Genomic DNA, 22,658 nt, shown 5'->3' on the forward strand with positions numbered 1-22,658 from the left:
GGGATGGCATTTTTATCAGAAGCAGCAGTCGAAGAAGCCCTGCTCAACCAACTGACCACGCTGGGCTTTGCGCGCACCAGCGACGACTTCATCGGCCCCGACGGCCCCAGCCCCGAGCGCGACAGCCATGATGAAGTCATCCTCAAAAAGCGGCTGTCCGCCGCCATTGCACGGCTGAACCCTGCCCTGCCCGAATCAGCCCAACAAGATGCCTGCCGCCAACTCACGCAGTCTGTCTTCCCTGGCCTGTTGGAAGAAAACCGCCGCCTGCACACCTTGCTGACCGATGGCATCGAGGTGGAGTACTTTGCCGACGATGGCACCTTGACCGCAGGCAAGGTCACGGTGATCGACTTTGATGACCGGCCCGGCCAGAACGATTGGCTGGCGGTGCAGCAGTTTGTGGTGATCAAGGGCCAGCAAAAGCGTCGGCCCGATGTGGTGGTGTTCGTCAACGGCCTGCCCCTGGCGGTGGTGGAGCTGAAAGCGCCTGGCAATGAAAGCGCCACCTTGATCGGCGCCTACAAGCAGTTGCAGACCTACAAGGCGCAGATCCCCGCGCTGTTTCACACCAATGCCGTGCTGCTCACGTCTGATGGCATCCAGGCCCGGCTGGGTTCGTTGTCGGCCGATCTGGAGCGCTTCATGCCATGGCGCACCACCGATGGCGAACTGATCGCACCCAAGGGCGCACCGGAGTTGTCCACCTTGGTTGAAGGTGTTTTCAACAAGCAGCGCTTTCTGGATTTGATGCGCTACTTCACGGTGTTTTGTGACACCGGTTCGGGCCTGGCCAAGATCATCGCGGGCTACCACCAGTTTCACGCGGTGCGCCTGGCGGTGGCATCGACCCTGCGAGCCAGCCAGCAAGCTTTCGGCGAAAGCCCCGCCGTGTACGGCCTGCCCAGCGTGAAGGACCAGCCCGCAGGCGACCGCAAAGCGGGCGTGATCTGGCACACCCAAGGCTCAGGCAAAAGCCTGTTGATGGCCTTTTATGCCGGGGCACTGGTCAAGCACCCTGACATGCAGAACCCCACCCTGCTGGTGGTGACCGACCGTAATGACCTGGACGACCAGCTGTTCTCAACCTTTGCCATGTGCAAAGACCTGCTCCGCCAAACGCCCGTGCAAGCCAACGACCGGGACCACTTGAAGCAACTGCTGGAGCGTGCATCAGGCGGCGTCATATTCACCACGATTCAAAAGTTCTCGCCCGAGCCTGGCGAGCAGACCTACCCCGAGCTGACCAAGCGGCGCAATGTGGTGGTAATTGCCGACGAAGCGCACCGCAGTCAATACGGCTTCAAGGCCAAGGTGGCGGCCAAGACCGGTGTGATCTCTTACGGCTTTGCCAAGTACCTGCGCGATGCCCTGCCCTTCGCGTCGTTCATCGGCTTCACGGGCACGCCCATTGAGGCGGACGACGTGAACACGCCCGCCACGTTTGGCCACTACATCGACATCTACGACATCAGCCGCGCCGTGGAAGACGGCGCCACCGTGCCCATCTATTACGAAAGCCGCCTGGCCCGCATAGAGCTGGACGAGGACGAAAAGCCCAAGATCGATGCCGAGATCGAGGCGGTGCTGGAAGACGAAGAGGCCAGCACGCAGGAGAAAACCAAGCAGAAGTTCAGCACCGTGGAAGCCCTGGTGGGCAGCGACAAGCGCATGGCCTTGGTGGCCAAAGACATCGTCCAGCACTTTGAGGACCGCGTGGCCTCTCTGCACGGCAAGGCCATGATCGTGTGCATGAGCCGCCGCATCTGCGTGAAACTGTATGACGAACTCATCAAGCTGCGCCCCGATTGGCACAGCGATGACGACAACGCGGGTGCACTCAAGGTGGTGATGACCGGAGCTGCGAGCGATGGCCCCGATTGGCAGCAGCACGTTGGCAAGGGCACGGGCAAAACCCGCCGCGACTTGCTGGCCAAGCGGGCGCGAGCGCCCAAAGATGAGCTCAAGCTGGTGATCGTGCGCGACATGTGGCTGACAGGCTTTGACGCCCCCAGCATGCACACCATGTACATCGACAAGCCCATGAAAGGGCACGGTTTGATGCAGGCCATCGCGCGGGTCAACCGCGTGTTCAGCGACAAGCCCGCCGGGTTGATCGTGGACTACATCGGCATTGCGCAGAACCTCAAGTCGGCCTTGCAGGTTTACTCAAAGCCCGACCAGGCTCAGACCGGCGTAGATGAATCACAGGCCATTGCCGTGATGCTGGAGAAGTACGAGTCGGTGCGGGACATGTACCACGGCTTCAACTACGCCACCGCGCTGGGTGGTTCACCGCATGAGCGGCTGGTGATGATGGCCGGGGCCATTGAGTGGATTCTGGATTGGCAGCTCCACCAAGCCGAGAGAGAAAAAACACAAGAAGGTAAAAGGGCTGCTCACCGCCGATACCAGGATGCTGTGCTGGCCCTGTCAAAGGCGTATGCCCTGGCCGGGGGGAGTGACGAAGCACGCATGATCCGTGAAGAGGTCGGGTTCTTCCAGGCCATCCGAGCAGCGTTGGTCAAATCGAGCGCATCGGCCGGCATGAGCCAGCATGACCGGGAGTTGGCGGTGCAACAGATCGTCAGCCGCGCGGTGGTGTCCACCGAGATTGTGGACATCCTGGCCGCCGCGGGCATCAAGAGCCCAGACATCTCGATTTTGTCGGATGACTTCTTGGCCGAAGTCCAGCAGATGGAGCGCAAGAACCTGGCCCTGGAGGCTTTGCGCAAGCTGTTGAACGATGGGATTCGCTCACGCAGCAAGACCAACGTGGTTCAAACGAAGTTGTTCTCCGAGCGCTTGGAAGACGCCATTGCCCGGTATCACGCCAACGCCATCACGACGGCGGAAGTGCTGCAAGAACTGATTGCGCTGGCCAAGGACATCCGCGCCGCCAAGCAGCGCGGTGAAGAGCAAGGCCTGAGCGAGGCTGAGATCGCTTTCTATGACGCGTTGGCTGAAAACGAAAGCGCCATCGACGTGCTGGGCGATGTGCAGTTGAGGGTCATTGCGCACGAACTGCTGGTCAGCCTCAAAGAGAACGTGTCCGTCGATTGGGCGCATCGAGAGTCAGCGCGAGCCCGAATGCGGGTGTTGGTGCGGCGCATTTTGCGGAAGTATGGTTACCCTCCGGACTTGCAAGATTCAGCGGTTCAGCTGGTGCTGCAGCAGGCGGAGGCCTTGTCAGCAGAATGGCAACCTCCGCGTGGCTAAAGCCATGGTGTGTTTATCAAGGACCAAATAGTGCGAGTTCCAATTCATGCCCCCTTAGTGGCCATTTTGGCCGCACTGACAGGATGTGCCGTTGATCAGAAGATTTCGACGGAGTCTGTGCAGCAGGCGCAGGTGGTGTTACCCGCCCCCTCATCAGAGCCACCGGGACAAAAGCCTAAACCGCCCCTGCAGATTGCTTTTGCTTATGTTGGTGACATAGGCATCAGTGGTTGGAGCATGTCTCACGAGATGGGGCGACAAGCCGTGGCGCGCGAGTTCGGCGAACGGGTGCAAACACGCTACGTTGAGAATGTTCCGGAGTCGGAAGACGACGGTGCCCGGGTTCTTAGAGGCATGGCTAACGACGGCGCCACGCTTGTCTTTGCCACGACCTATGGTTTCGTCAAACCACTGACCACGGTGGCATCTGAGTTCCCCAATGTCATGTTTGAACATGCCACAGGTTTGGCCACCTCAAAAAACGTGGGGACGTATGCCGTCCGTTCCTACGAGAGTTCATACCTGGCTGGAGTACTGGCCGGAAGTGTCACGCGGACCAACAAGTTGGGGCTGGTAGCTCCGATGCCGATTCCCGAAGTCATGTTGAACATCAACAGCTTCGCACTTGGTGCGCAGTCAATCAACCCGAAGGTGACGGTCAAGGTTGTGTGGACTGGTTCGTGGTTTAACCCGCCCAGGGAGGCTGCTGCAGCGCGATCACTGATTTCCGCAGGTTCAGATGTCTTGTTTCAAAACACTGATTCAGAGGCTGTATTGCAAACCGCGCAAGCACTGGGCAAGCGTGCCATCGGTTGGGATTCCGACATGAGTCGAGCCGCACCAAAAGCCCATCTGGCCTCTGCCATCGTCAACTGGGCGCCGTTGTACGTCAGGACAGTCAATGACGTACTGGAGGGCAAGTGGCATGCCGAATCCAAGTGGTTGGGCCTGAAAGACGGCACCGTTGAATTGGCTTCTCTTGCACCGGACATTCCTCGGAGTGTTGCACTGCGTGTCAAAGCCGCGGGGGATGCAATTCGTCAAGGTCAATTGATGATCTGGACAGGCCCGCTGGAAACAATCACGGGACAGGCCGTTCTGGCGGAAGGTGTCACGGCATCCGATGAGATGCTTCAAGGGATGAACTTCTTCATCAAAGGTGTTCAGCCTGCTCCCTGGCAGTAGCCACGATTTCAGATGAGCGAGGCGACAACAGGCCCCATTTTCAAAATTCAAACAAACTGATCCAAAGTCGAACTGAGCCTCTGCGTCTGCTGCGTCAAGGCGCCCGCTGCCGCGGCCGCTTCTTCCACCAGCGCGGCATTTTGCTGTGTCATCTCATCCAGCTGAGAGATCGCAACTTCCACGTGCGCAATGCCCGAGGCCTGCTCGTGGCTTGAATGACTGATCGATGTCACAAGGCCAGTCACCTCGTCCACCGCGCTGACCAACTGGGTCACCGCCGCGCCCGTGTCACGCATCAGGCCGGTGCTGTGCTCAACGCGCGAGACCGATTCATCGATCAGGCCCTTGATGTCCTTGGCTGCGGTGGCCGCGCGTTGAGCCAGCGTGCGCACCTCGCTGGCCACCACCGCAAAACCCCGCCCCTGTTCGCCCGCCCTCGCCGCTTCAACGGCCGCGTTCAGCGCCAGGATGTTGGTCTGGAAGGCGATGCCGTCGATCACCGTGGTGATGTCGGCAATGCGTTTGCTGGAGGTGCTGACCCCTTCCATGGCGCTCATGGCTTGTGACATGACCGTTTCGCTGCGGCGTGCGTTCTCACCAGTCTGGCGGGTCAGCGCTTCGGCCTGTTGCGCGGTCTGCGCGCTGTTGCGCACCCCTTGCGACAACTGCACCATCGAGGCCGCAACTTCTTCCAGGTTGGAGGCCTGGTGCTCGGTGCGCGCCGACAGGTCGGTGTTGCCGCTGGAGATCTCACGGGCGGCCACATCCACGCCGCCGCTGGTTTCGCGCACCTCTTCAAAGGCGCCACGCAACTTGGCCATGAAGCGGTTGAAGGCATCGGCGATGCGGGCCAACTCATCGCGGCCATTCACCGGCAGGTCAACCCGCAGATTGCTCTGACCACTGGCCAGCGACTCCATGGTGGCGGCCAGGCGGCCGACCGGGCGCATCAAAGCGGTGACCACCAAAGACATGACGATGGTGGCGACGATGGCGCACGCAACGGCGATCAGGGCGGTCAGGCGCATCAGCGCCCTGGCTGGGGCCAGCGCGGCGTCTTGCGAGTATTCAATGCACAAGCTCCAGGCTGCGGTGTCGCGGCCTGCGCGCACCGGGGTGAGCATGCGCACTTGGCCGTTGGCATCGATGTACTCGTGCGCCTGGCCGGCCTTGATTTTGGACAAAGCCTCATCCGACAGGTCATTGGCCGGCTTGCCGACTTTGCTGCCATCAGGATGGCTGACGTACACACCCGCCGCCGAAATGAGCGCCACCTTGGCACCATCGACGCTTCGCACTTTGGCGAGTTGGTCTTGCAGGCCAGTCAACAAAAAGTCCACGCCAACAATGCCCACGAACTTGCCGTTGGCCATGATGGGGCTGACCAGAGAGGTGATCAGCACCTCTTTGCCGCCCACCTTGTACAGGTAGGGTTCGATCAAGGCGTCTTTGCCGGTGCGGCGGGGAAGGTCGTACCAATCGTTGGCGCCGGCCTTCTCGTAATCCACCAGCGGCTCGACGGCGATGGTGCCGCTGGCCCTGTTCCAGTACGACATGAAGCGGCCAGTGGCATCGTCTTGTGGTGCTTTGCTCACGTGTTCGGCGTCATGGCCGTCCAGCGCGTTAGGCTCCCAACCGGAATAAAAGGCCAACCAATGGCCGTGCTGCGCCAGCACCTGTTTCAGCGTGGTATCAAGCTGCTCCCGCGCGATGGGCGCGTCGGCCTGCTTGCTCACCTCCAGCGTGCTGGCCAGGGTCTGGACGACTTTGAAAGTGGCATCCAGTTGCGCCTGGACGTTTTCTGCAGCTGCCCGGCTGTCGGCACGGGCGCTCTGCGTTGCGTTTTCTTCGGCGACCTGGCTGCTGCGGACACCCGTGGTCACGCCGGTGACCAGCAAGCTGACCACCGCGCAGACACTGGCCGAAAAGCAGAGTTTGGCGTTGAGAGACAGGCGTGAAAACAGGCCTGACGCAGGTAAGGAATTGGTGTGCATCCGTTTTTATCGGATGAAATTGCCCTGCCTTGAGGTGAGCAGCATCAGCAAGCAGCCGTGTTACCCCGTAAAACCCCTTGAATGGGTTCTTGAGCGCCTGAACCTTCCCGGCTAGAGTCCCCCGAAGCGTGCTGTTGTCATGGCACCAGGGTGATCGCATCAATGAGCAGGGAAGACAAAAACATCAACGTGGCCGGCTGGGTGGCCGCGGCAGGCACGACCATTCTGGCCACGGCCTGTGGCGGGGGCGGCAAAAGCAATGACCCCAAAAACAACCCGCAAGGGTTGGGACCCCAGTGCCCCGCAAGCTCGGCACAGGCCGCGGCCTTGCCTGTCGATGCCAGCGCCCCACTGCCCGCTCCAACGCGTGAAATGGCTTCGCGCTTCCTGGCGCAAATCGGCCTGGGCGCCACCATCCCCGATGCGCAGAAAATCTTCACCGATGGCAACTACACCACTTGGCTGAACGCGCAATTGAACCTCCCGCTGGAGGGGCCCACGGTGTTTGCCTGGGCCAAAAACAAGGGGTTTGCCGACGAAGAAAATTTCGGCACAGACCGGGGGGTTGACAACGCCCTGTGGTCGCGCCTGCTGGGTCGGCCCGACGTGGTGCGCCAGCGCATGGCCTTGGCCTGGTCCCAGATCTTCGTGGTCTCGTCCAGCAACATGGCCACACCTTGGGGCCAGTTCGCGGCCATGGCCTATTGGGACGTGCTTGAAACCCATGGCCTGGGCAACTTCAAGAGCCTGCTCAAGGCGATCACGCTGTCGACCGCCATGGGCGTGTACCTGAACATGCGCGGTAGCCGCAAGGCCGATCCCCTCACCAGGCGCCAGCCCGACGAAAACTACGCGCGTGAGATCCTGCAGCTGTTCACCATCGGGCTTAACCAATTGAGGCCCGATGGCAGCGAAGTGCTGGGCGCCTCTGGCAAGCCCGTGCCCAACTACAGCAACGACGACATCAGCGGCCTGGCCTCGGTCTTCACAGGCTGGGATTTTGACGGGTTCAGCGAAGACAACCCCGATCACCTGGCCCGCCCCATGGTCCACAACGCGGCGGAGTTCTCCGAAGGCACCAAATCCTTCCTGGGTACCACCATCGGTGCAGACAAGGATGGCGAGCAGGCACTCGATGCAGCGCTCGATGCGATTTTCCAGCACCCCAATGTGCCGCCCTTCATCAGCCGGCGCCTGATCCAGCAACTGGTGACCAGCAACCCCAGCCCAGCTTACGTGGCCCGGGTTGCCAGCAAGTTTGCCAACAACGGCGAAGGTGTGCGTGGCGACATCAAGGCTTTGATTCGGGCCATCGTCCTTGACCCTGAAGCCCGCCCTCCACTGACCAGCGCCGCCGGACTGGTCTACCACGGCAAGTTGCGCGAGCCCATCTTGCGCCTGGTTCATTGGGCCAGGTTGTTCAACGTTGTATCCACCGATGGCAACTGGTTGGTGCCCAACCTGGCCACCACCACCACCTTGGGCCAAAGCCCCCTGCGCGCGCCTTCGGTGTTCAACTTCTACCGGCCCGGCTACGTGCCGCCCAACAGCGAGTTGACGTGTCAGGGCATGGTCGCCCCGGAGTTCCAGATCACCGACGATGCCACCGTGATCGCCTACGCCAACTTCATGCAAACGGTGATCGGGTTTGGCGCCCAACAGGTCGAGCCCAACTACACCGCCAACGGTTGGGAGGATCGGGCGGCCACGCCAGCAGAACTGGTGGCCTGGCTCAACATCGCCCTGACCGGTGGCAGCCTGTTGCCCGAGAACGTGGCACTGATCGTCAGTGCTGTCGAGTCGATCACCCAGCTTGATGCCGCCATCCACGCGGTGGACAGCCCCACGGGCTCGGTCTTCGTCACCGGTCGGCGCGCCCGCATTCTGATCGCCGTCTACCTGATCTTGTGCAGCCCGGATTTCCTGGTTCAGCGCTGAGGATTGAACAACGCCATGTCACACCACGATTCAAGCCGCCGGGCTTTTCTGCGCCGCACCGGCGCCCTCTCGCTGATGGGCGCGGCCGCGCCCTGGGCCGCCAGCCTGGCCACCATGGCCGAAGCCGCTGCAGCCTCCTCGGGCAATGATGGCTACAAGGCCCTGGTCTGCGTTTTCCTCAATGGCGGCAACGACCACGGCAACACCGTGATCCCTTGCGATGCCGATGGCCATCAGGCTTACGCAGCCGCCCGCCAGAACCTGGCACGCACCGCCGACGAACTGCTGAACACCAAGCTGACACCGCGCCATGTCCTGCCCTCCGGCCGTGAGGTGGCGTTCCCACCAGAGTGGGCGCCCTTGAAGGATTTGTTCGAGAAACGGCGGTTGAGCATGCTGCTCAACATCGGGCCCTTGCTTCAACCGACCACCCTGGCTGACTTCAGGAGCAACATTCAACTGCCCCCGCAGCTGTTTTCGCACAACGATCAGCAGGCCGTGTGGCAGTCCTACCAGCCTGAAGGCGGCACCGTGGGCTGGGGCGGCCGAGTGGGCGATCTGCTGATGTCGTCCAACAGCAGCGGCAAGGCGGCTTTCACCTGTGTGAACGTGGCCGGCAACGCGGTGTACCTGGCGGGGGACACGGTGGTGCCTTATGCCCTGGCGCCCGATGGCCCGGCACCTTTGCTGGCCAGCCGCTCGACAGGTTTGTTTGGATCAAGCCGCGCTTCTGAGGTGTTTCAGTCCCTGGTCACGCGCCAGGATCACCCAGTGCTGCTGGCCCGCACGCACGCCAACGTGATGAAGCGTGCGATGGAGGGGCAGAAAACCTTGAGCGAGGCTTTGCTGACCGCCCCCAGCAACCTGCCTTCGATGTTCACCACCACGGTGGACGGCAAACCCCGCCGCCTGGCCGAGCAGTTGTTGATGGTGGCCCGCACGATCGCGGCACGCCAGGCCTTGGGGCTCAAGCGACAGGTCTTCTTCGTGTCCCTGGGCGGCTTTGACCTGCATGATCGCCTGATGCTTGACCACCCAAGGCTGATGGATCAGGTGGCGCAAGCGCTGGCTTCGTTTGACACGGCGATGCACTCATTGGGCGTGGACCGCCAGGTGACCACCTTCACGGCCAGCGATTTTGGACGCACGCTGACCAGCAATGGCGATGGCTCTGACCATGGCTGGGGTGGACACCACCTGGTGATGGGCGGGGCTGTGACTGGCGGGCATTTGCATGGCACCTTGCCTGAGCCCGGCCTGGGTGCCAATGACCAGGTCGGCCAAGGCCGCTTGCTGCCGTCGCTGTCGGTGGATCAACTGGCCGCAGAGTTGGGCCGCTGGATGGGCGTGTCGTCCACCAACCTGGAGTTGGTGGCGCCGCGCTACAAGCGCTTTGGTGCCAGTGAACTGGGCGGATTGTTCGCGGCTGGTACTTGATGAAAGCGCCTGATGCTGCCGGCCACCTGCCCCGCATGCTCCAGGCTCAAGAAGACCCCCGAGCTGTCAATCCATTGCAGCTCGGCATGGGGCAACTCGCGCAGCAATCGCTCTGCCAGCCGCTTTGGAAAATGCCGGCAACGGGTGGACCACAGCAGCAACACCGGCCGGTTGAATCCCTGTAGTGCAAACCCGGCTTCTTCCGTGAAACGGGTGGAGACGCTGCGCAAAAACTGACGCACATCGCGACGCACGCTAGCATCTGTGCGCAGGGGCTTGAGCCACTGCTCGATCAGGACGTCGGCCAAGGGTGCTTCTGTCAGATCGCCAAAGGCGATGGGCAGCCGCCTCAGCACCGGCACATGGTGCAGCAACTGCGCAGACATCCAGGCCAGGCCCGGAACGTGCCCCCACCATTTGAGCGTGGCAAACGCTGGCGGCGGAAAAACGTCGTAGGCATCGCAGGTGGTCAGCACGGCCCGGCCAATGCGCTCGGGGTGTCGCGCGCACACCATCTGCACCAAGGCCCCGCCACTGTCGTTGCCCACCAAGGTCACGTCCCTCAGATCGAGCGCTGCGATGAAATCGGCAATGAGCCGGGCCACACCCGGCACCGACAGATCCGCATCGGGCTTCATGGCCATGGCATGGGCGCCCAAGGTCCAGGTATTGAAGCGGGCCTTGCGGCAGGTGGATGGTTTTGAGTGAACTCATGGTGCTCTCCGGTGTGTTGGCCAATGGCGCATGGATGTTCTGCGCGCCCATCACATCGGGCAATTACCTCGGAGGTCATTGAAACGACCCACCGGGGAAGAGATACTGCTGCCCATGACGAATGCCGAACCTCTGCGCCCAAGCCCCCATGAGCCGCCCCGATCTTTCAGCAACGGGCGCTGCAAAACGACGAGATGAAAGCGGTGCGCGAAGCCCTGGAGTTGATGCTCCAGCATCACGAGCCTTACCCTGCCCTGGTGGTCAACCGGCAGTGGGACATGGTGATGAGCAATGGCCCGGCCCAGCGCTTCACGGCCATGCTGGGCGAGCCGGATGCACTCTGGCGCCTTGTCGACCCCAGTGGTGGCCGCAATGTGATGCGCATGACCTTCCACCCGCAGGGCATGCAGCCCCGCTTGAGAAATTGGGCCCAGGTGGCCCCGCTGTTGCTGTCGCGGCTTCAGCGTGAGGTGGCGGCAGACCCGACGCACCTGGCGCTGCGGCAAGTGCTGGCCGACGTCTGCCAGTTCCCGGGCGTGCCGGAGACCTGGCATCACCAAGGGTGGGTGCTGCCCATGCCGCCACCTATTTTTCCGTTGGAATACGACCTGGGCGAGCACACCCTGAAGTTGTTCTCCATGGTGTCCACGTTTGGCACCGCGCTGGACATCACCGCCGAAGAGCTTCGGGTTGAAACCTTCTTTCCGGCAGATGACTTCTCGCGGGACTTCTTCCGCATGCTGTCCGCCTGATCAGGGCCGCCACTGCCACTACTTGCGCAGCAGCACGTTCATGCCCGGCAAGACATCCGCTTCATCCACATAGCCAATGGCGCCAGGCGTCTTGCTCACGAACTCGATCATCTCGGCCGTCTGCTTGACCTCGTGCGGCGGGGTGCCCTTGCCCACATAGCGGCGAACAGTCCAGTAGGCCACGTACTGGTCTTCATCGGTTTGCAGGTACTGGCTCAAGAAGCGCTGGCGCGCCACCAGGCTGGGGGCGCCGTTGGCAGGCCGCACGCGCACCCCATCAACCTCGATGGTCTTGCCCATGAAAATGCGCTGAACCGTGGTCAGGTCGATCTTGCGGACATTGGGGTGGCCGATGACCACGATGCGGTCGGCTGCCTGGCACCAGGGCACACAGGCCAGCAGCAGCAACCCTGCGAAGGTGTATTTAAGGCGTGTCATGGGCACTCCTTAATACGCAAAGTTGTAGCTGATGGACAGCACGTCGATGCCTGTGTTGGACACCGCAGGGCCCGCGCTGGGCGAGTCGATCATCGCTGAGCCTTTGCGCACCCAGGTGTGCAGCCATTCGGCTTTCAACTTGCTGTGGGGGGTGAGCGCGTACGAGGTACCGATGGCCAGTGAATGCTGGTCATAGAAAGGGATGCTGTCGGCAAAACGGCGCTGGCCAGCGTTGATCACGTCGGTCACGCCGGGCACCAGGTCCGGAACCGATGACTGGCTCAAGGCTTCATGCGCCCGGGCCGGGGCGCCCACGGTTTTCAATACCGAGGCCGCCACATAGGGCGTCCACTTGTCCATGCTTTTCAAGACGGCGATGTAGCCCCCCGCGGTGTTGGCGCCCAGGTCGGTGTCGTGCTGGATGTTGCGCTCGGCCTCGAACATGATCCGCCAGTTGCCAGGCAGCTTCTGGTCAATGCCCACGGTGATGATGTCGTTCCTGATCTTGGGCGTGGTGCCGCTGGAATCGTAAATCGGCCCAAAAGGCGTGGTGATGGACTGGGTGCTGACAGGATTGAGGGGCCCACCATCGGGTCGGGTGACGGCATGGTGCGCACTGAGACGCAACATGGTGTCTTCCGCACGCCAGGTCAACACGCTGCCACTGACACGGGTGTCGTATTTGTTGAATGAGGTTCCGGTGTCACGGGTGTTCAAGCGAACCCAGACCTTGGCCTGGCCACTGTAGGCATCCAGGCTGAGGTCCGAGTTGCCCAAGGCCCAGTTGCGGGTGATATACAAGCCGGTCACATCGGTCGTGGGGGCGATGGAATACATCTCGGTGGGCCAGCGGGCAAATTCGTAGCTTTGCCCCACGTCCAGGTTTTCAGACGACAGGTACAAAGGGATGCGCACCTTGCCCGCGCGCAGCAACCAGTCGTTGTTCGGGCGCCAGGAGGCAAAGGCCCAGCTGGCGGTCAGGTCCCAATCCCGGTCGTTGCGAGCCGATGGCGCCAGCTTGCCTTGAACGGTGGCCGACAGCTCGGGCGTGAACTGAACATCCAGTTGCGCGCCCAAGACGGTGTCGCGCATGAGGCTGCCATCAGAATCGATGAAGCGCTGGTAGCGGTAGTCCTGGTTGGAGATGGCGCCGCCGATGGTGCCAAAGGCTGAATAGGAGAAATCCTGAGCCTGGGCCGCCGTGCTGGTGAACACCATCAGTGCCAAGGCCATTGCATTCGGAAGAGATCGATCGTTGCTTTTCATGTGCAGTCGGTCCTGGTTCACGGTTGTGTCAGTCTTTCCACTGGCTGGCGATGTCGATGAACATCGCTTGCGTGGCATGCAGAGCGTCCACGATGTCGCCGTCAAAATGCTTGCCGCGCCCTTCCTCGATGAAGGTCATGGCCACTTCATGGCTGAAGGGTTCCTTGTAGGGCCTGCGGCTGATCAAGGCGTCATACACATCGGCCACGGCCATCAACCTGGCCGACAAGGGAATGGCCTGACCTCGCAGCCCGTCCGGGTAGCCCGAGCCGTCCCACTTTTCATGGTGGGAGCGAGCGATCTCCATGGCGTAGGCCAGGAAGTCGGTTTCTTCGCCCATGCGCAAGGCTGCGCGGTTGAGCATGTCCCAGCCGTGCAATGGGTGGCCTCTCATGACCGCGAATTCTTCCTCCGTCAACTTGCCCGGCTTGAGCAGGATGCTGTCAGGGATGGCGACCTTGCCGATGTCGTGCAGCGGTGCCGACTTGGCGATCAGCTGGATGCTGTCGGGGTTGAGCGCGTCGTGGTGCAGGCCCTGCCCCCACAGTTGCGTGGCCAGCACACGCACGTATTCCTGGGTGCGCTTGACGTGGTTGCCGGTGTCTTCGTCTCTGAACTCGGCAAACGAGATCATGATGAAGAGCGTTGAATCGCGCAGATTGTCCAGCTGCGCCATTTGCGTTTCCAGCTGGGTTTGAAGCTTGACGTTGCGGTTGTTCAGGTAGTCGTGAAAGGCCTTGTTCTGCAGGTGCGTCTTGACACGCGCCTTGACCACCGCCGGGCTGATGGGCTTGTGGATGTAGTCGGCCCCGCCCACTTCAAAGCCTCGGGTTTCGTCTTCCGGCTCTTGCATGGCTGTCAGGAAGATCACGGGGATGTGGCTGGTGCGAGGGTCTTGCTTGAGGCGTTGGCACACCTCGTAGCCGTCCATGCCCGGCATCATCAGGTCCAGCAAAACCAGATCAGGCGGTGAGCGTTGGGCCAACTCCAGCGCCTTGGCGCCGGACGATGCCAGCTTGACGCGGTAGGTCTTGTCCAGCAGGCCGGCCAGCAGCGTCAGGTTGGTGGGTGCATCGTCCACCACCAGGATGGTCGGGGTGTGGACAGGCGCTTCACTGGGTGACATCGTCGAGCCTTTCTTGCAGCAAAGCCAGGGCCGCGTCGAAATCGCAGCTTTCGATGGTCGCGTCCAGTCGGCTGAAAATCACGGGGTCGAATGCATTCATGAACACCTTGCGTTGTTGGCGCCACAGGCTGATCGCGGCGCTGTCGCTGTCATGGACCAGGCGTTCAAGCGCTTCGGTTTGCGTCTGGATGGCATCGGCATCCACGTCGTCGTCCGGGGTGTCCGAGGGGGCCAGGCCCACCTGCAGTTGAGGGATCAGCACCAGCAGCAAGGCCTCTGTGGCCTCCTTCAAGGCATCGACCAGGGATTGGGTGCGTTCGGCAGACTGTTGCTTGATGGCCCGCTCCAGCTCCGCACACAGGCGGGCCATGTCGTTCGCGCCGATGGTGGCGCACAGGCCGCGCAAGGTGTGCGCTTCGCGCGCCAGGCTAGGCCAGTCGCGGGCTTGGGCGGCCATGGCCAGCGCCGAGCCGCCAGTCGTCATCACGTGATCGACAAAGCCATTCAGCACGCGGATGTACAAGCTCAGGTTGCCCTCCAGCCTGGTCAATGCCTGGCGTGAGTCAAGGCCAGGTGCATGAGGAAGCTTGCCGGCTGCAGTGTTTGGCTGAACAGGTTCGACAACACGCGCGGGGGCGATCCTGTTCAAGGGGTGGTAGCGGGCCAGCGTGGCGTAAAGCTTCTTGGGCTCCAGTGGTTTGCTGATGTGGTCTTGCATGCCAATGGCCAGGCAAAGGTCACGCTCCTCGTCCAGCGCATGGGCGGTCATGGCCAGGATGGGCAAGGCTCTGAAACGGTCATCGGCCCGAATCTGGCGGGTGGCTTCGTGGCCATCCATCACCGGCATGTGCAGGTCCATCAGCACAACGTCGTAGGCGGTGGGGCCGCTCATGCGCAGGTGTTCCACCGCTTCGCAGCCGTTGTCCACCGATTTCACGATGGCGCCGCGGCGGCTCAGCAATTCGATCGCCAGTTGCTGGTTCAAGGCGTTGTCTTCCACCAGGAAAACACGCAGGCCGTCCAGGCTGATGGCCGCGTCTGGCGACTGCTGCGCATGGGCCTTGGAGGTGTCGATGCCCGTCAGCTTGCCGAACAGGCCGCGCAAGGCATCGGGCAGGATGGGCTTGGGCAGGAAGGTGTCGGCGCCTGCCTGGGTAACATTGGCCTGCAGGCTGTCCCAGCCATAGGCCGAGATGACGACCACGTCCACACCGGGATGGACCTGGCGCAAGCGGCTGGTGACTTCGGCACCACCCATGTCTGGCAAGACCCAGTCCAGCAGCACCATGTCGAATGGGTGGCCGGCCTCATCGGCCGCGGTGACCATGGCCAGTGCCTGGGCACCGTTCTCGGCGGTGGCCACGAGCCCACCATGCTCGCCATCGGCGTGTTTGCCCACGCCCATCATCGTCAAAAGGCCTGCCATGGAAGCTCGGGTTTCGCTTTGGTCGTCCACGATCAACACGCGCAGTGCTTCGATCGGGGTAGGCGGGAGTGACGCTGCCAGCGATGCTGGTTCCAGCACCAGGCTCACCGGCAAGGTGACGGTGAAGACGGATCCCGCGCCGTGCTGGCTGGTCACCGTGATCTGTCCGCCCATGAGCGTGGTCAGGCGCTGGCAGATGCTCAGGCCCAGGCCCGTTCCGCCGTAGCGCCGCGTGGTGCTGTCATCGGCCTGCGTGAACTCCTGAAACAGGCGGCTTTGCTGCTCGCGGTTCATGCCGATGCCGGTGTCGCAGATCTCGAAGCGCAAGGTGGCTTGCAGGCCTCGGCGGTCGTCCAGGCCCACCCTCACCTTGACGTGGCCGCTGTGCGTGAACTTGACGGCATTGGAGAGCAGGTTGGTCAGGACCTGGCCCACCCGCAGCATGTCGCCCAGCACCACGCCCGCATCACTCAGCAAGGCCGGGTCGGTGAACTCGCACAGCAGCTCGATTTCGCGCTCCTGGGCTTTCTGGCGCACCAGCATCAGCGCGTTGCCCACCACCTCTTCAACTCGGTAAGGTGCGCGTTCCAGGGACAGGCGCCCTGCTTCGATCTTCGAGAAATCCAGGATGTCGTTGATGACGCCCAGCAGGATCTGCGATGCCGACAGCACCTTGTCGAGGTAGTCCTTCTGCTGTTCGGTCAGGGGGGTTTGAAGTGCCAGGTGCGTCATGCCGATGATGGCGTTCATCGGGGTTCGGATCTCGTGGCTCATGTTGGCCAGGAACAGCGATTTGGCCTTGGTGGCTGACTCGGCCTGGTCGCGGGCGGCCTGCAAGTCGGCTTGAACTTGCGCACGTGCGGCCAGGTCTTCCTCAATGGATTGCGCCATGGTGTCCATGGTCACGCCCAGGGCGAAGACCTCACGGACCGCGTGCGAGCGGGGGTTTCCACGGGACGAATAGTCGCCTTTCGCAAAGGCGCGCGCCTGGTCGCTCAAGGCGTTGATGGGTTGGAGCACACGTCGGCGCATGACCAGCAAGGCCACGCCCATCACGGGCAGGAGCAAGAAATCAACGGCCACGGCCAGGGCGATGAAGCGCGACACCCGTGCTGAGGCTTGCGTCACGGCAGCTTCGGTTCGGGCATTGGCCAGGCGGGTCAGGTCGGCAATGGCGCGGGTCAGGTCTGCACCATCTTGCTCATAGGGTTTGGAGTAAACCAACTTGGTGGCGTAGGCCAGGTTGGGCTCGCCTTCCGAGACGAACACGTGGCGTTGAGCGTCGTACAAGCCCTGCGTGGCGGCAAAGGCCACCTGCTCGGTCTTCTTGAGTTGCTCTGTGGCGGCCAGCACGCGTTGCAAGCAGGCCAGCTCGGCCGGGCTCAGGTTCAAGGCCTTCATGCGCTCCACCAAGGAAACACGTGCACCACCTTCGGGCAAGGTGTGTGGCTTGCGTTTGGCGATCACGTCTTCCCAGTAAACGCTGATATCGTTGGTGCTGGGGGCGGCTTTCTCTCCCTGGCGAATCGCGTAGATGTCGTAATACGTCAGCAGGTAGTTGACATCACCAGTGGCGGTGTAGGCGCGCACCAATCGCCGCAGCAAATCGGTTTCAAGCCGCAGTTGCTCCAACGCACGGGTGGTCTGTTCGCGCTGCAAGGCGACGCGTGGGCTGGTTTCATACGCCGACCGGATCAGCACCAGGAACGCAAAATTGGCCATCAACGCCAAGATGACGCCCAGGAACATGCTGTGCGAAACGGTTCTCAGTTTCACCCGAGCGCTCCGAGTCTCGGGTTGTTGGGCAAAGCAAATCCTGTGAGGCAAGAATAGGCCATGGGAGGGTATCGGACGCTGCGCGCACGGCTGAAGTCCAGGCGCCCTCAATCCCCAGCTACGCACTCAACTTCACGGGCATTTCGTGACGAAATCGTCACATGCCTGGCCCAGCCACAGCTTGCGCCGCCGACTTGGCACAATGGGCAACTCTGCAACGCACCGAACGGCTCCGCAATGACCAAGGCTCAGCATCGTGGTTTCACCCTGATCGAAGTGCTGGTCGTGATTGCGATCATCGCCATCCTGGCCTTGGTCGCCATGCCGAGCTACCAGGGCAAGATCATCCGGGACCAGATCGCCGAGGGCGTCACATTGGCAGCCATCGCCAAGACGCCGGTGGCCGCGTCATGGGCCATGTCCAAGGTGCTGCCCGCCGACAACGCTGAGGCCAGCTTGCCCAGCGCCGACAAGATCGTCAACAACGTGGTCAGCAATGTGGCGGTGGTCGATGGCGCCATTCACATCACGTTTGGCAACCGCGTGAACGGGGCCATCAAGGGCAAGGTCCTGACCTTGCGCCCGGCGGTGATCGAAGACGCGCAGATCGTGCCGGTGACCTGGGTTTGCGGCCATGCCGCAGCCCCAGACAAAATGACCCTCAAGGGAGCCGACAAAACAGACATCCCCCCGGCTTTTTTGCCGATCAACTGCAAGGCCAAATAAGCTCACCACATGCGCTGGACGACATTGAAACGCTTTGGCCGTGCCGCCGTGGTCATCACCGCGCTGGGCGGCACCCTGAACGCACCGGCCTGGGCAGGCAAGACGCTGGACGCCATCCGCGATCGGGGCAAAGTGCAATGCGGGGTCAGCACCGGGGTCGCCGGTTTCTCGGCACCTGACAGCAAGGGCCGCTGGACCGGGCTGGATGTGGACGTGTGCCGCGCCTTAGCCGCCGCGGTGCTGGGCGATGGCGACAAGGTCAATTTTGTGCCGCTGAACTCGCAGCAGCGCTTCACCTCTTTGCAATCAGGCCAGGTTGATCTGCTGTCACGCAACACATCGTGGACCTTGACGCGTGATGCCTCGCTGGGCTTTCACTTCGCGGCGGTTACATACTACGATGGGCAGGGTTTCCTGGTGCCCAAGAAGCTCAAGGTGAGCAGCGCCAAACAATTGCGCAATGCGCAGGTTTGCATCCAGTCAGGCACCACCACCGAGAAAAACCTGTCGGACTTTTCCCGCTCGCAAGGCGTGCCGTTCAAGCCCGTGGTCTATGACTCGTTCGAGGCCGCCTTCAAGGCGTTTTTCTCAGGCCGCTGCCAGGCTTACACCACCGATGCGTCGGGCCTGGCCATCGTGCGCAACAAGGAGGCGCCCCACCCCGAGGACTACATGATCCTGCCCGAGTTGATCTCCAAAGAGCCTTTGGGCCCCTTGATTCGGCGCGGTGACGACGAGTGGTTCGCCATCGTCAAATGGACGGTGTTCGCCTTGATCGAGGCCGAAGAGCTGGGCTTGACGCAAGCCAACATCGACGGCTTTCGCACCAGCAAATCGCCCTCGATCCAGCGCCTGGTGGGCACGGGCGAGGACATGGGCAAGTTGCTGGGGCTGGACAAAGCCTGGTCTTACCGCGTGGTCAAAACCGTGGGCAACTATGGCGAAATCTACGAGCGCAACGTGGGCTCGGGCTCCCTGCTGAAGCTGCCCCGTGGGCCCAATCGCCTGTGGAGCCAAGGGGGCTTGATGTACGCACCCCCCATCCGCTGACATGCTGGATTTTCTGAACCAGCCGGCGGGCTTCGGCATTGGCGAGACGGGGCTGCTGGTCTACGACGCCAGCCAGCCCCTTTGGCGCGCGATGGCCGTGGGCCTGGGCAACACCTTGCGGGTGTCCCTGCCCGCATTGGTCTTCGCCACGCTGCTGGGCATCTTGATCGCACTGGCACGGCGCTCAGTGCACCCTGGCTTGAGAACCGCAGGCAACGTCTACATCGACGCGGTGCGCAATGTGCCTTTGCTGGTGCAATTGCTGATGTGGTATTTCTTGTTGCTGGACTGGTTGCCGGACACCACCCTGGCCCTGGGATGGGTGCCCGGTGTCACGCTCAGCAAGGGCGGCCTGAGCTTTCCCTGGTTGGAGGCAAGTCAAGGTAGCTGGTTCTGGAGCATCCCGGCCCAGGACGGGCTCAGCGTCACCGGCGGGGCCACCGTCACGCCCGAATACCTGGCGGTGTTCATGGCGCTGGTCACCTACACGGCGGCTTTCACGGCCGAGGTGGTTCGCTCGGGGCTGGAGTCTGTGCCCAAGTCCTTGAGCGAGGCCGCCCATACCCTGGGTGCCCGCCCCCACCAGGTGATGCTGCGCGTGGTGTTGCCGCAGGCGCTGCGCACCATGGTCCCGGCCATGACCAACCAGTACCTGAACCTGATCAAGAACTCGTCATTGGCCGTGGCCGTGGGCTACCCTGACCTGGTCTCGGTGGGCAACACCGCCGTGAACCAAACCGGCCGCGCGGTGGAATGCATCCTGGTGATGATGTCGATCTACCTGACACTGTCGCTGCTGACCGCGGCCTTGATGAATTGGTTCAATGCGCGGCATGCGCTCAAGGACCAGTCATGATGGCGAAGAAGCCTGGAGCCATGTCCACGGCGATGTCCGCCTTTTTCTGGGCGGTGCTGCTCTATGCCGCCTGGAGGCTGCTGGACTGGGGTGTCTTGAACGCGGTGTTCCGGCCCGACGAGGCCGCTTGTCATGCCCTGGAGCGCTCCGGCGCCTGCTGGGGCGTCATCACCGAGAAAATCCGCCCACTGCTGTTTGGCCGCTATCCCCATGACGAGCAATGGCGGCCCTTACTGGCCCTGCCCTTGATGCTGGTGGGCGCCGGGGCCTTGCTTTGGCGCCCCTGGGCCTTGTCACTGCGGGGGGTGGTGTGGGGCGCTGGCCTGCTGTCACTGGCCGTGGGCGTGCTGATGCACGGGGGGGTGGCGGGCCTGGTGGTGGTGCCCACCGATCAATGGGGCGGTTTGCCGCTGACCCTGATCCTGGCTGGCCTGACCATGGCGCTGTCATTGCCGCTGGGCATTGCTTTGGCTTTGGGCCGCAGGGCCCGATGGTCTTGGGTGCGCTGGGCCTGCACCGGGTTCATTGAAGTCACCCGGGGTGTGCCATTGGTGATGGTGTTGTTCATGGCGGCATTCATGCTGCCGGCCATCATCCCTGCCCGCTTCGAGGTCAGCCTGTTGTGGCGCGTGATGATCGCCTTGACCTTGTTCTCGGCCGCCTACCTGGCAGAGATTGTTCGAGGCGGTTTGCAAACCGTGGAGGCTGATCAGTTTGATGCCGCCAAGGTGATGGGCCTGTCAGGCTGGCAGACCCAAAGGTTGGTGGTGTTGCCGCAGGCCTTGCGGGCGGTGCTGCCGGCCTTGGTCAGCCACGCCATCGGCCTGCTCAAGGACACCTCGCTGGTGATGGTGGTGAGCCTGCATGAACTCACCGGGGCTTTGTCTCTGAGCCTGGGCGGAGACCCGCAGTGGCGTCCCTACTACCTGGAAGGCTATTTATTCGTGGCCGCCATCTACGCCGCCATGTGCCTGAGCCTGTCGCGCGCGGGCAGTCGCGTTGAGCGACGCTGGCTGGCCACCGGGGGCCAGCAATGACGCCGTCGTCAATCAGTTGATCAGTCTGCGCCGAGGATGTCGTTCTCAACATCGGGCGCGCTGTCCACTTCCTGGTCGTACGCGTTGGTGTCGCCGTTGATGTGGGGGATCAGGGGCTTGTCCAGCGGGCGGCAGATGCGGCTTTGCAGGTGGTTCAGACGCTCTGATCGCTCCATCGCTTCGATCACCGCTTGGGGATCCATCATGAGGGCGAAGGGATTGGCGTAAAGACCTGTGTTTTGCATACTGACTCCGGTGTGAAGAAGTGCCGTTTCGATGGGCTGACTTTAGGCTTCACGGTCCGGGGGCGGTAGTCGCCGAAAATCCAAACCGTCTGTCAGAAATTGTCTGACAAGGGTTTGAACTCCGGTTCAGTTCAAGGCTGCGACAAGCGGCGGTATCGCGAACAATTGCTCGAAATTGCGCGTGGTGATGCGGCCTAAGTCTTCGGGTTCAACCCCCTTAAGTTCGGCCAGGAAACGGCCGACCAGGGCCACGTAGGCGGGGGAGTTGGTTTTGCCCCGGTGCGGCATGGGGGCCAGGTAGGGGCTGTCGGTTTCGATCAGGCAGCGGTCCAGCGGCACGAACTTGGCCACCTCGCGCAGGTCGGCCGCGTTCTTGAAGGTCAGGATGCCGGAGAAGGAAATGTAGAAACCCAGGTCCAGCGCAGCCCGCGCAACGGCCATGCTTTCGGTGAAGCAATGGAACACGCCCCGGGATCGGTGCTGGCCCGATTCGGTCAGGATGGCAATGGTGTCATCGCTGGCCTGGCGGGTGTGGATCACCAGGGGCAGCTGGGTGTCCAGGCCCGCCTGGATGTGGGTGCGGAAACGCTCGCGCTGCCAGTGCATGTCGGCCACCGAGCGCTCGCCCAGGCGGTAGTAGTCCAGACCGGTTTCGCCAATGCCCACCACGCGGGGCAGTGCCGCGCGCTCCACCAGGTCGGCCAAAGTGGGCTCTTGCACATCTTCGTTGTCGGGGTGCACGCCCACAGTGGCCCAGAAATTGTCGAAGCGCATGGCCAAAGCATGCACTTGCGGAAACTCTTCCAGCGTGGTGCTGATGCACAAGGCGCGCTCGACTTGGGCCTGTGCCATCTCGGCACGCACTTGGGTCAGCTTGTCAGCGTAATCGGGGAAATTGAGGTGGCAGTGCGAATCGACAAACATGAATGAGGACTGAAAGCGAGGGTTGCGTGAAGCAAACCCCGATCTTGCCTCAAAGTGTCTGGGTCGGCTTGTTGGATGACAGCGAGGTGCCCAGGATCTGCTCGATCTTGATGCGCAGCAGGCGGGTTTTCTCGTCAGACGGGAAACGCACGCCCACGCCCTGGGTGCGGCCACCCGAGGCATTGGCCGGGGTGATCCAGGAGATCTTGCCCGCCACCGGGTAGCGCTGGGCTTCATCAGGCAGGGAGAGCAGCAGGTAGATGTCGTCGCCCAGCTTGTAGTCGCGCGTGGTGGGCACGAACAAGCCGCCGTCAGAAAAGGCCGGGATGTAAGCCGCGTACAGCGCGCCTTTCTCACGGAACACCAGTTGAATGACACTGGGACGGGCCACACCGGCGGCCGGCACCGCACCCGCCACAACACCACCCATGGGGGTCGTGCTGGCCTTGCCCGGCCCGGAATTGGCAAAGGCAGACGGCAGGGCTGTGGTGTGGAATTCGCTCATCGTGGTGAAAGTGTAACGTCGGCCGCCCGCATTAAACGTGAATT

18 protein-coding genes are annotated in these 22,658 nt (G+C 62.2%); 9 read left to right on the top strand and 9 right to left on the bottom strand.

The window, feature by feature from the left end:
* The first annotated feature begins 3 nt into the window (after positions 1 to 3).
* The gene (locus tag Q7V20_RS08125; protein ID WP_304788997.1) at positions 4 to 3,219 is read left to right on the top strand and encodes a type I restriction endonuclease subunit R; all 3,216 of its coding nucleotides are present in this window, start codon (positions 4 to 6) and stop codon (positions 3,217 to 3,219) included.
* Between the two features lie 57 nt (positions 3,220 to 3,276).
* The gene (locus Q7V20_RS08130; RefSeq protein ID WP_304788999.1) at positions 3,277 to 4,404 is read left to right on the top strand and encodes a BMP family ABC transporter substrate-binding protein; all 1,128 of its coding nucleotides are present in this window, start codon (positions 3,277 to 3,279) and stop codon (positions 4,402 to 4,404) included.
* Between the two features lie 47 nt (positions 4,405 to 4,451).
* Here the strand turns inward: Q7V20_RS08130 and Q7V20_RS08135 are convergent, their stop codons facing one another.
* The gene (locus Q7V20_RS08135; protein WP_304789001.1) at positions 4,452 to 6,398 is read right to left on the bottom strand and encodes a methyl-accepting chemotaxis protein; all 1,947 of its coding nucleotides are present in this window, start codon (positions 6,396 to 6,398) and stop codon (positions 4,452 to 4,454) included.
* A gap of 162 nt (positions 6,399 to 6,560) precedes the next feature.
* On the opposite strand from Q7V20_RS08135, the gene Q7V20_RS08140 reads away from it, so the two are divergent.
* Positions 6,561 to 8,336 (top strand): DUF1800 family protein, encoded by a 1,776-nt coding sequence (locus Q7V20_RS08140; protein ID WP_304789003.1) that lies wholly within the window; start codon positions 6,561 to 6,563, stop codon positions 8,334 to 8,336.
* A 15-nt stretch (positions 8,337 to 8,351) separates the two neighbouring features.
* Positions 8,352 to 9,773, top strand: coding sequence for a DUF1501 domain-containing protein (locus tag Q7V20_RS08145; protein ID WP_304789005.1), 1,422 nt, complete (start codon positions 8,352 to 8,354; stop codon positions 9,771 to 9,773).
* On the opposite strand, the gene Q7V20_RS08150 is transcribed toward Q7V20_RS08145, so the two are convergent.
* A complete protein-coding gene (locus Q7V20_RS08150; RefSeq protein WP_304789007.1) occupies positions 9,719 to 10,417 on the bottom strand; it encodes an alpha/beta fold hydrolase in 699 nt (232 codons plus the stop codon). The genes Q7V20_RS08145 and Q7V20_RS08150 overlap by 55 nt on opposite strands.
* A 264-nt stretch (positions 10,418 to 10,681) precedes the next feature.
* Here Q7V20_RS08150 and Q7V20_RS08155 point away from each other — a divergent pair, with 264 nt between their 5' ends.
* A complete protein-coding gene (locus Q7V20_RS08155) occupies positions 10,682 to 11,239 on the top strand; it encodes a hypothetical protein (protein ID WP_304789009.1) in 558 nt (185 codons plus the stop codon).
* Positions 11,240 to 11,257: 18 nt separating this feature from the next.
* On the opposite strand, the gene Q7V20_RS08160 is transcribed toward Q7V20_RS08155, so the two are convergent.
* The 4 genes from Q7V20_RS08160 to Q7V20_RS08175 are packed head-to-tail and all read right to left on the bottom strand — an operon-like array spanning position 11,258 to position 17,271.
* Positions 11,258 to 11,677 (bottom strand): hypothetical protein, encoded by a 420-nt coding sequence (locus Q7V20_RS08160; protein WP_304789011.1) that lies wholly within the window; start codon positions 11,675 to 11,677, stop codon positions 11,258 to 11,260.
* Between the two features lie 9 nt (positions 11,678 to 11,686).
* On the bottom strand, positions 11,687 to 12,943 hold the full coding sequence (locus Q7V20_RS08165) for a hypothetical protein (RefSeq protein ID WP_304789013.1): 1,257 nt from the start codon (positions 12,941 to 12,943) through the stop codon (positions 11,687 to 11,689).
* A 28-nt stretch (positions 12,944 to 12,971) separates the two neighbouring features.
* On the bottom strand, positions 12,972 to 14,069 hold the full coding sequence (locus Q7V20_RS08170; RefSeq protein ID WP_304789015.1) for a two-component system response regulator: 1,098 nt from the start codon (positions 14,067 to 14,069) through the stop codon (positions 12,972 to 12,974).
* On the bottom strand, positions 14,056 to 17,271 hold the full coding sequence (locus tag Q7V20_RS08175; protein ID WP_304789016.1) for a hybrid sensor histidine kinase/response regulator: 3,216 nt from the start codon (positions 17,269 to 17,271) through the stop codon (positions 14,056 to 14,058). Before Q7V20_RS08175 ends, Q7V20_RS08170 begins: the two co-directional genes overlap by 14 nt.
* A 237-nt stretch (positions 17,272 to 17,508) precedes the next feature.
* On the opposite strand from Q7V20_RS08175, the gene Q7V20_RS08180 reads away from it, so the two are divergent.
* The 4 genes from Q7V20_RS08180 to Q7V20_RS08195 are packed head-to-tail and all read left to right on the top strand — an operon-like array spanning position 17,509 to position 20,940.
* Positions 17,509 to 17,997 (top strand): pilin, encoded by a 489-nt coding sequence (locus Q7V20_RS08180; protein ID WP_304789018.1) that lies wholly within the window; start codon positions 17,509 to 17,511, stop codon positions 17,995 to 17,997.
* A gap of 9 nt (positions 17,998 to 18,006) precedes the next feature.
* On the top strand, positions 18,007 to 19,047 hold the full coding sequence (locus Q7V20_RS08185) for an amino acid ABC transporter substrate-binding protein (protein ID WP_304789020.1): 1,041 nt from the start codon (positions 18,007 to 18,009) through the stop codon (positions 19,045 to 19,047).
* Position 19,048: 1 nt separating this feature from the next.
* Positions 19,049 to 19,903 (top strand): ABC transporter permease subunit, encoded by an 855-nt coding sequence (locus tag Q7V20_RS08190; protein WP_304789022.1) that lies wholly within the window; start codon positions 19,049 to 19,051, stop codon positions 19,901 to 19,903.
* Positions 19,900 to 20,940, top strand: a complete 1,041-nt coding sequence (locus tag Q7V20_RS08195; protein ID WP_304789024.1) for an amino acid ABC transporter permease — start codon at positions 19,900 to 19,902, stop codon at positions 20,938 to 20,940. The genes Q7V20_RS08190 and Q7V20_RS08195 overlap by 4 nt, the downstream gene beginning before the upstream one ends.
* Before the next feature lie 20 nt (positions 20,941 to 20,960).
* On the opposite strand, the gene Q7V20_RS08200 is transcribed toward Q7V20_RS08195, so the two are convergent.
* From Q7V20_RS08200 to Q7V20_RS08210, 3 genes are all read right to left on the bottom strand, one after another.
* Complete coding sequence (locus Q7V20_RS08200) at positions 20,961 to 21,185, bottom strand: hypothetical protein (protein WP_304789026.1); 225 nt, start codon at positions 21,183 to 21,185, stop codon at positions 20,961 to 20,963.
* A 126-nt stretch (positions 21,186 to 21,311) separates the two neighbouring features.
* Positions 21,312 to 22,109 (bottom strand): TatD family hydrolase, encoded by a 798-nt coding sequence (locus Q7V20_RS08205; protein WP_304789028.1) that lies wholly within the window; start codon positions 22,107 to 22,109, stop codon positions 21,312 to 21,314.
* A gap of 49 nt (positions 22,110 to 22,158) precedes the next feature.
* Positions 22,159 to 22,539 carry a PilZ domain-containing protein gene (locus Q7V20_RS08210; protein WP_304789288.1) on the bottom strand — a complete coding sequence of 127 codons (381 nt, stop codon included), beginning with the start codon at positions 22,537 to 22,539 and terminating at the stop codon, positions 22,159 to 22,161.
* Positions 22,540 to 22,658 lie beyond the last annotated feature (119 nt).

The organism is Aquabacterium sp., assembly GCF_030652515.1.
Lineage (GTDB): Bacteria > Pseudomonadota > Gammaproteobacteria > Burkholderiales > Burkholderiaceae_C > Aquabacterium.

Bases quoted from the DNA above. Each gene is read 5' to 3' on its own strand.
- Q7V20_RS08205 (WP_304789028.1), bottom strand. From the start codon at position 22,109: ATGTTTGTCGATTCGCACTGCCACCTCAATTTCCCCGATTACGCTGAC.
- Q7V20_RS08195 (WP_304789024.1), top strand. From the start codon at position 19,900: ATGATGGCGAAGAAGCCTGGAGCCATGTCCACGGCGATGTCCGCCTTT.
- Q7V20_RS08125 (WP_304788997.1), top strand. From the start codon at position 4: ATGGCATTTTTATCAGAAGCAGCAGTCGAAGAAGCCCTGCTCAACCAA.
- Q7V20_RS08160 (WP_304789011.1), bottom strand. From the start codon at position 11,677: ATGACACGCCTTAAATACACCTTCGCAGGGTTGCTGCTGCTGGCCTGT.
- Q7V20_RS08200 (WP_304789026.1), bottom strand. From the start codon at position 21,185: ATGCAAAACACAGGTCTTTACGCCAATCCCTTCGCCCTCATGATGGAT.
- Q7V20_RS08140 (WP_304789003.1), top strand. From the start codon at position 6,561: ATGAGCAGGGAAGACAAAAACATCAACGTGGCCGGCTGGGTGGCCGCG.
- Q7V20_RS08155 (WP_304789009.1), top strand. From the start codon at position 10,682: ATGAAAGCGGTGCGCGAAGCCCTGGAGTTGATGCTCCAGCATCACGAG.
- Q7V20_RS08145 (WP_304789005.1), top strand. From the start codon at position 8,352: ATGTCACACCACGATTCAAGCCGCCGGGCTTTTCTGCGCCGCACCGGC.
- Q7V20_RS08150 (WP_304789007.1), bottom strand. From the start codon at position 10,417: ATGGCCATGAAGCCCGATGCGGATCTGTCGGTGCCGGGTGTGGCCCGG.
- Q7V20_RS08165 (WP_304789013.1), bottom strand. From the start codon at position 12,943: ATGAAAAGCAACGATCGATCTCTTCCGAATGCAATGGCCTTGGCACTG.
- Q7V20_RS08185 (WP_304789020.1), top strand. From the start codon at position 18,007: ATGCGCTGGACGACATTGAAACGCTTTGGCCGTGCCGCCGTGGTCATC.
- Q7V20_RS08135 (WP_304789001.1), bottom strand. From the start codon at position 6,398: ATGCACACCAATTCCTTACCTGCGTCAGGCCTGTTTTCACGCCTGTCT.
- Q7V20_RS08190 (WP_304789022.1), top strand. From the start codon at position 19,049: ATGCTGGATTTTCTGAACCAGCCGGCGGGCTTCGGCATTGGCGAGACG.
- Q7V20_RS08210 (WP_304789288.1), bottom strand. From the start codon at position 22,539: ATGGGTGGTGTTGTGGCGGGTGCGGTGCCGGCCGCCGGTGTGGCCCGT.
- Q7V20_RS08170 (WP_304789015.1), bottom strand. From the start codon at position 14,069: ATGTCACCCAGTGAAGCGCCTGTCCACACCCCGACCATCCTGGTGGTG.
- Q7V20_RS08180 (WP_304789018.1), top strand. From the start codon at position 17,509: ATGACCAAGGCTCAGCATCGTGGTTTCACCCTGATCGAAGTGCTGGTC.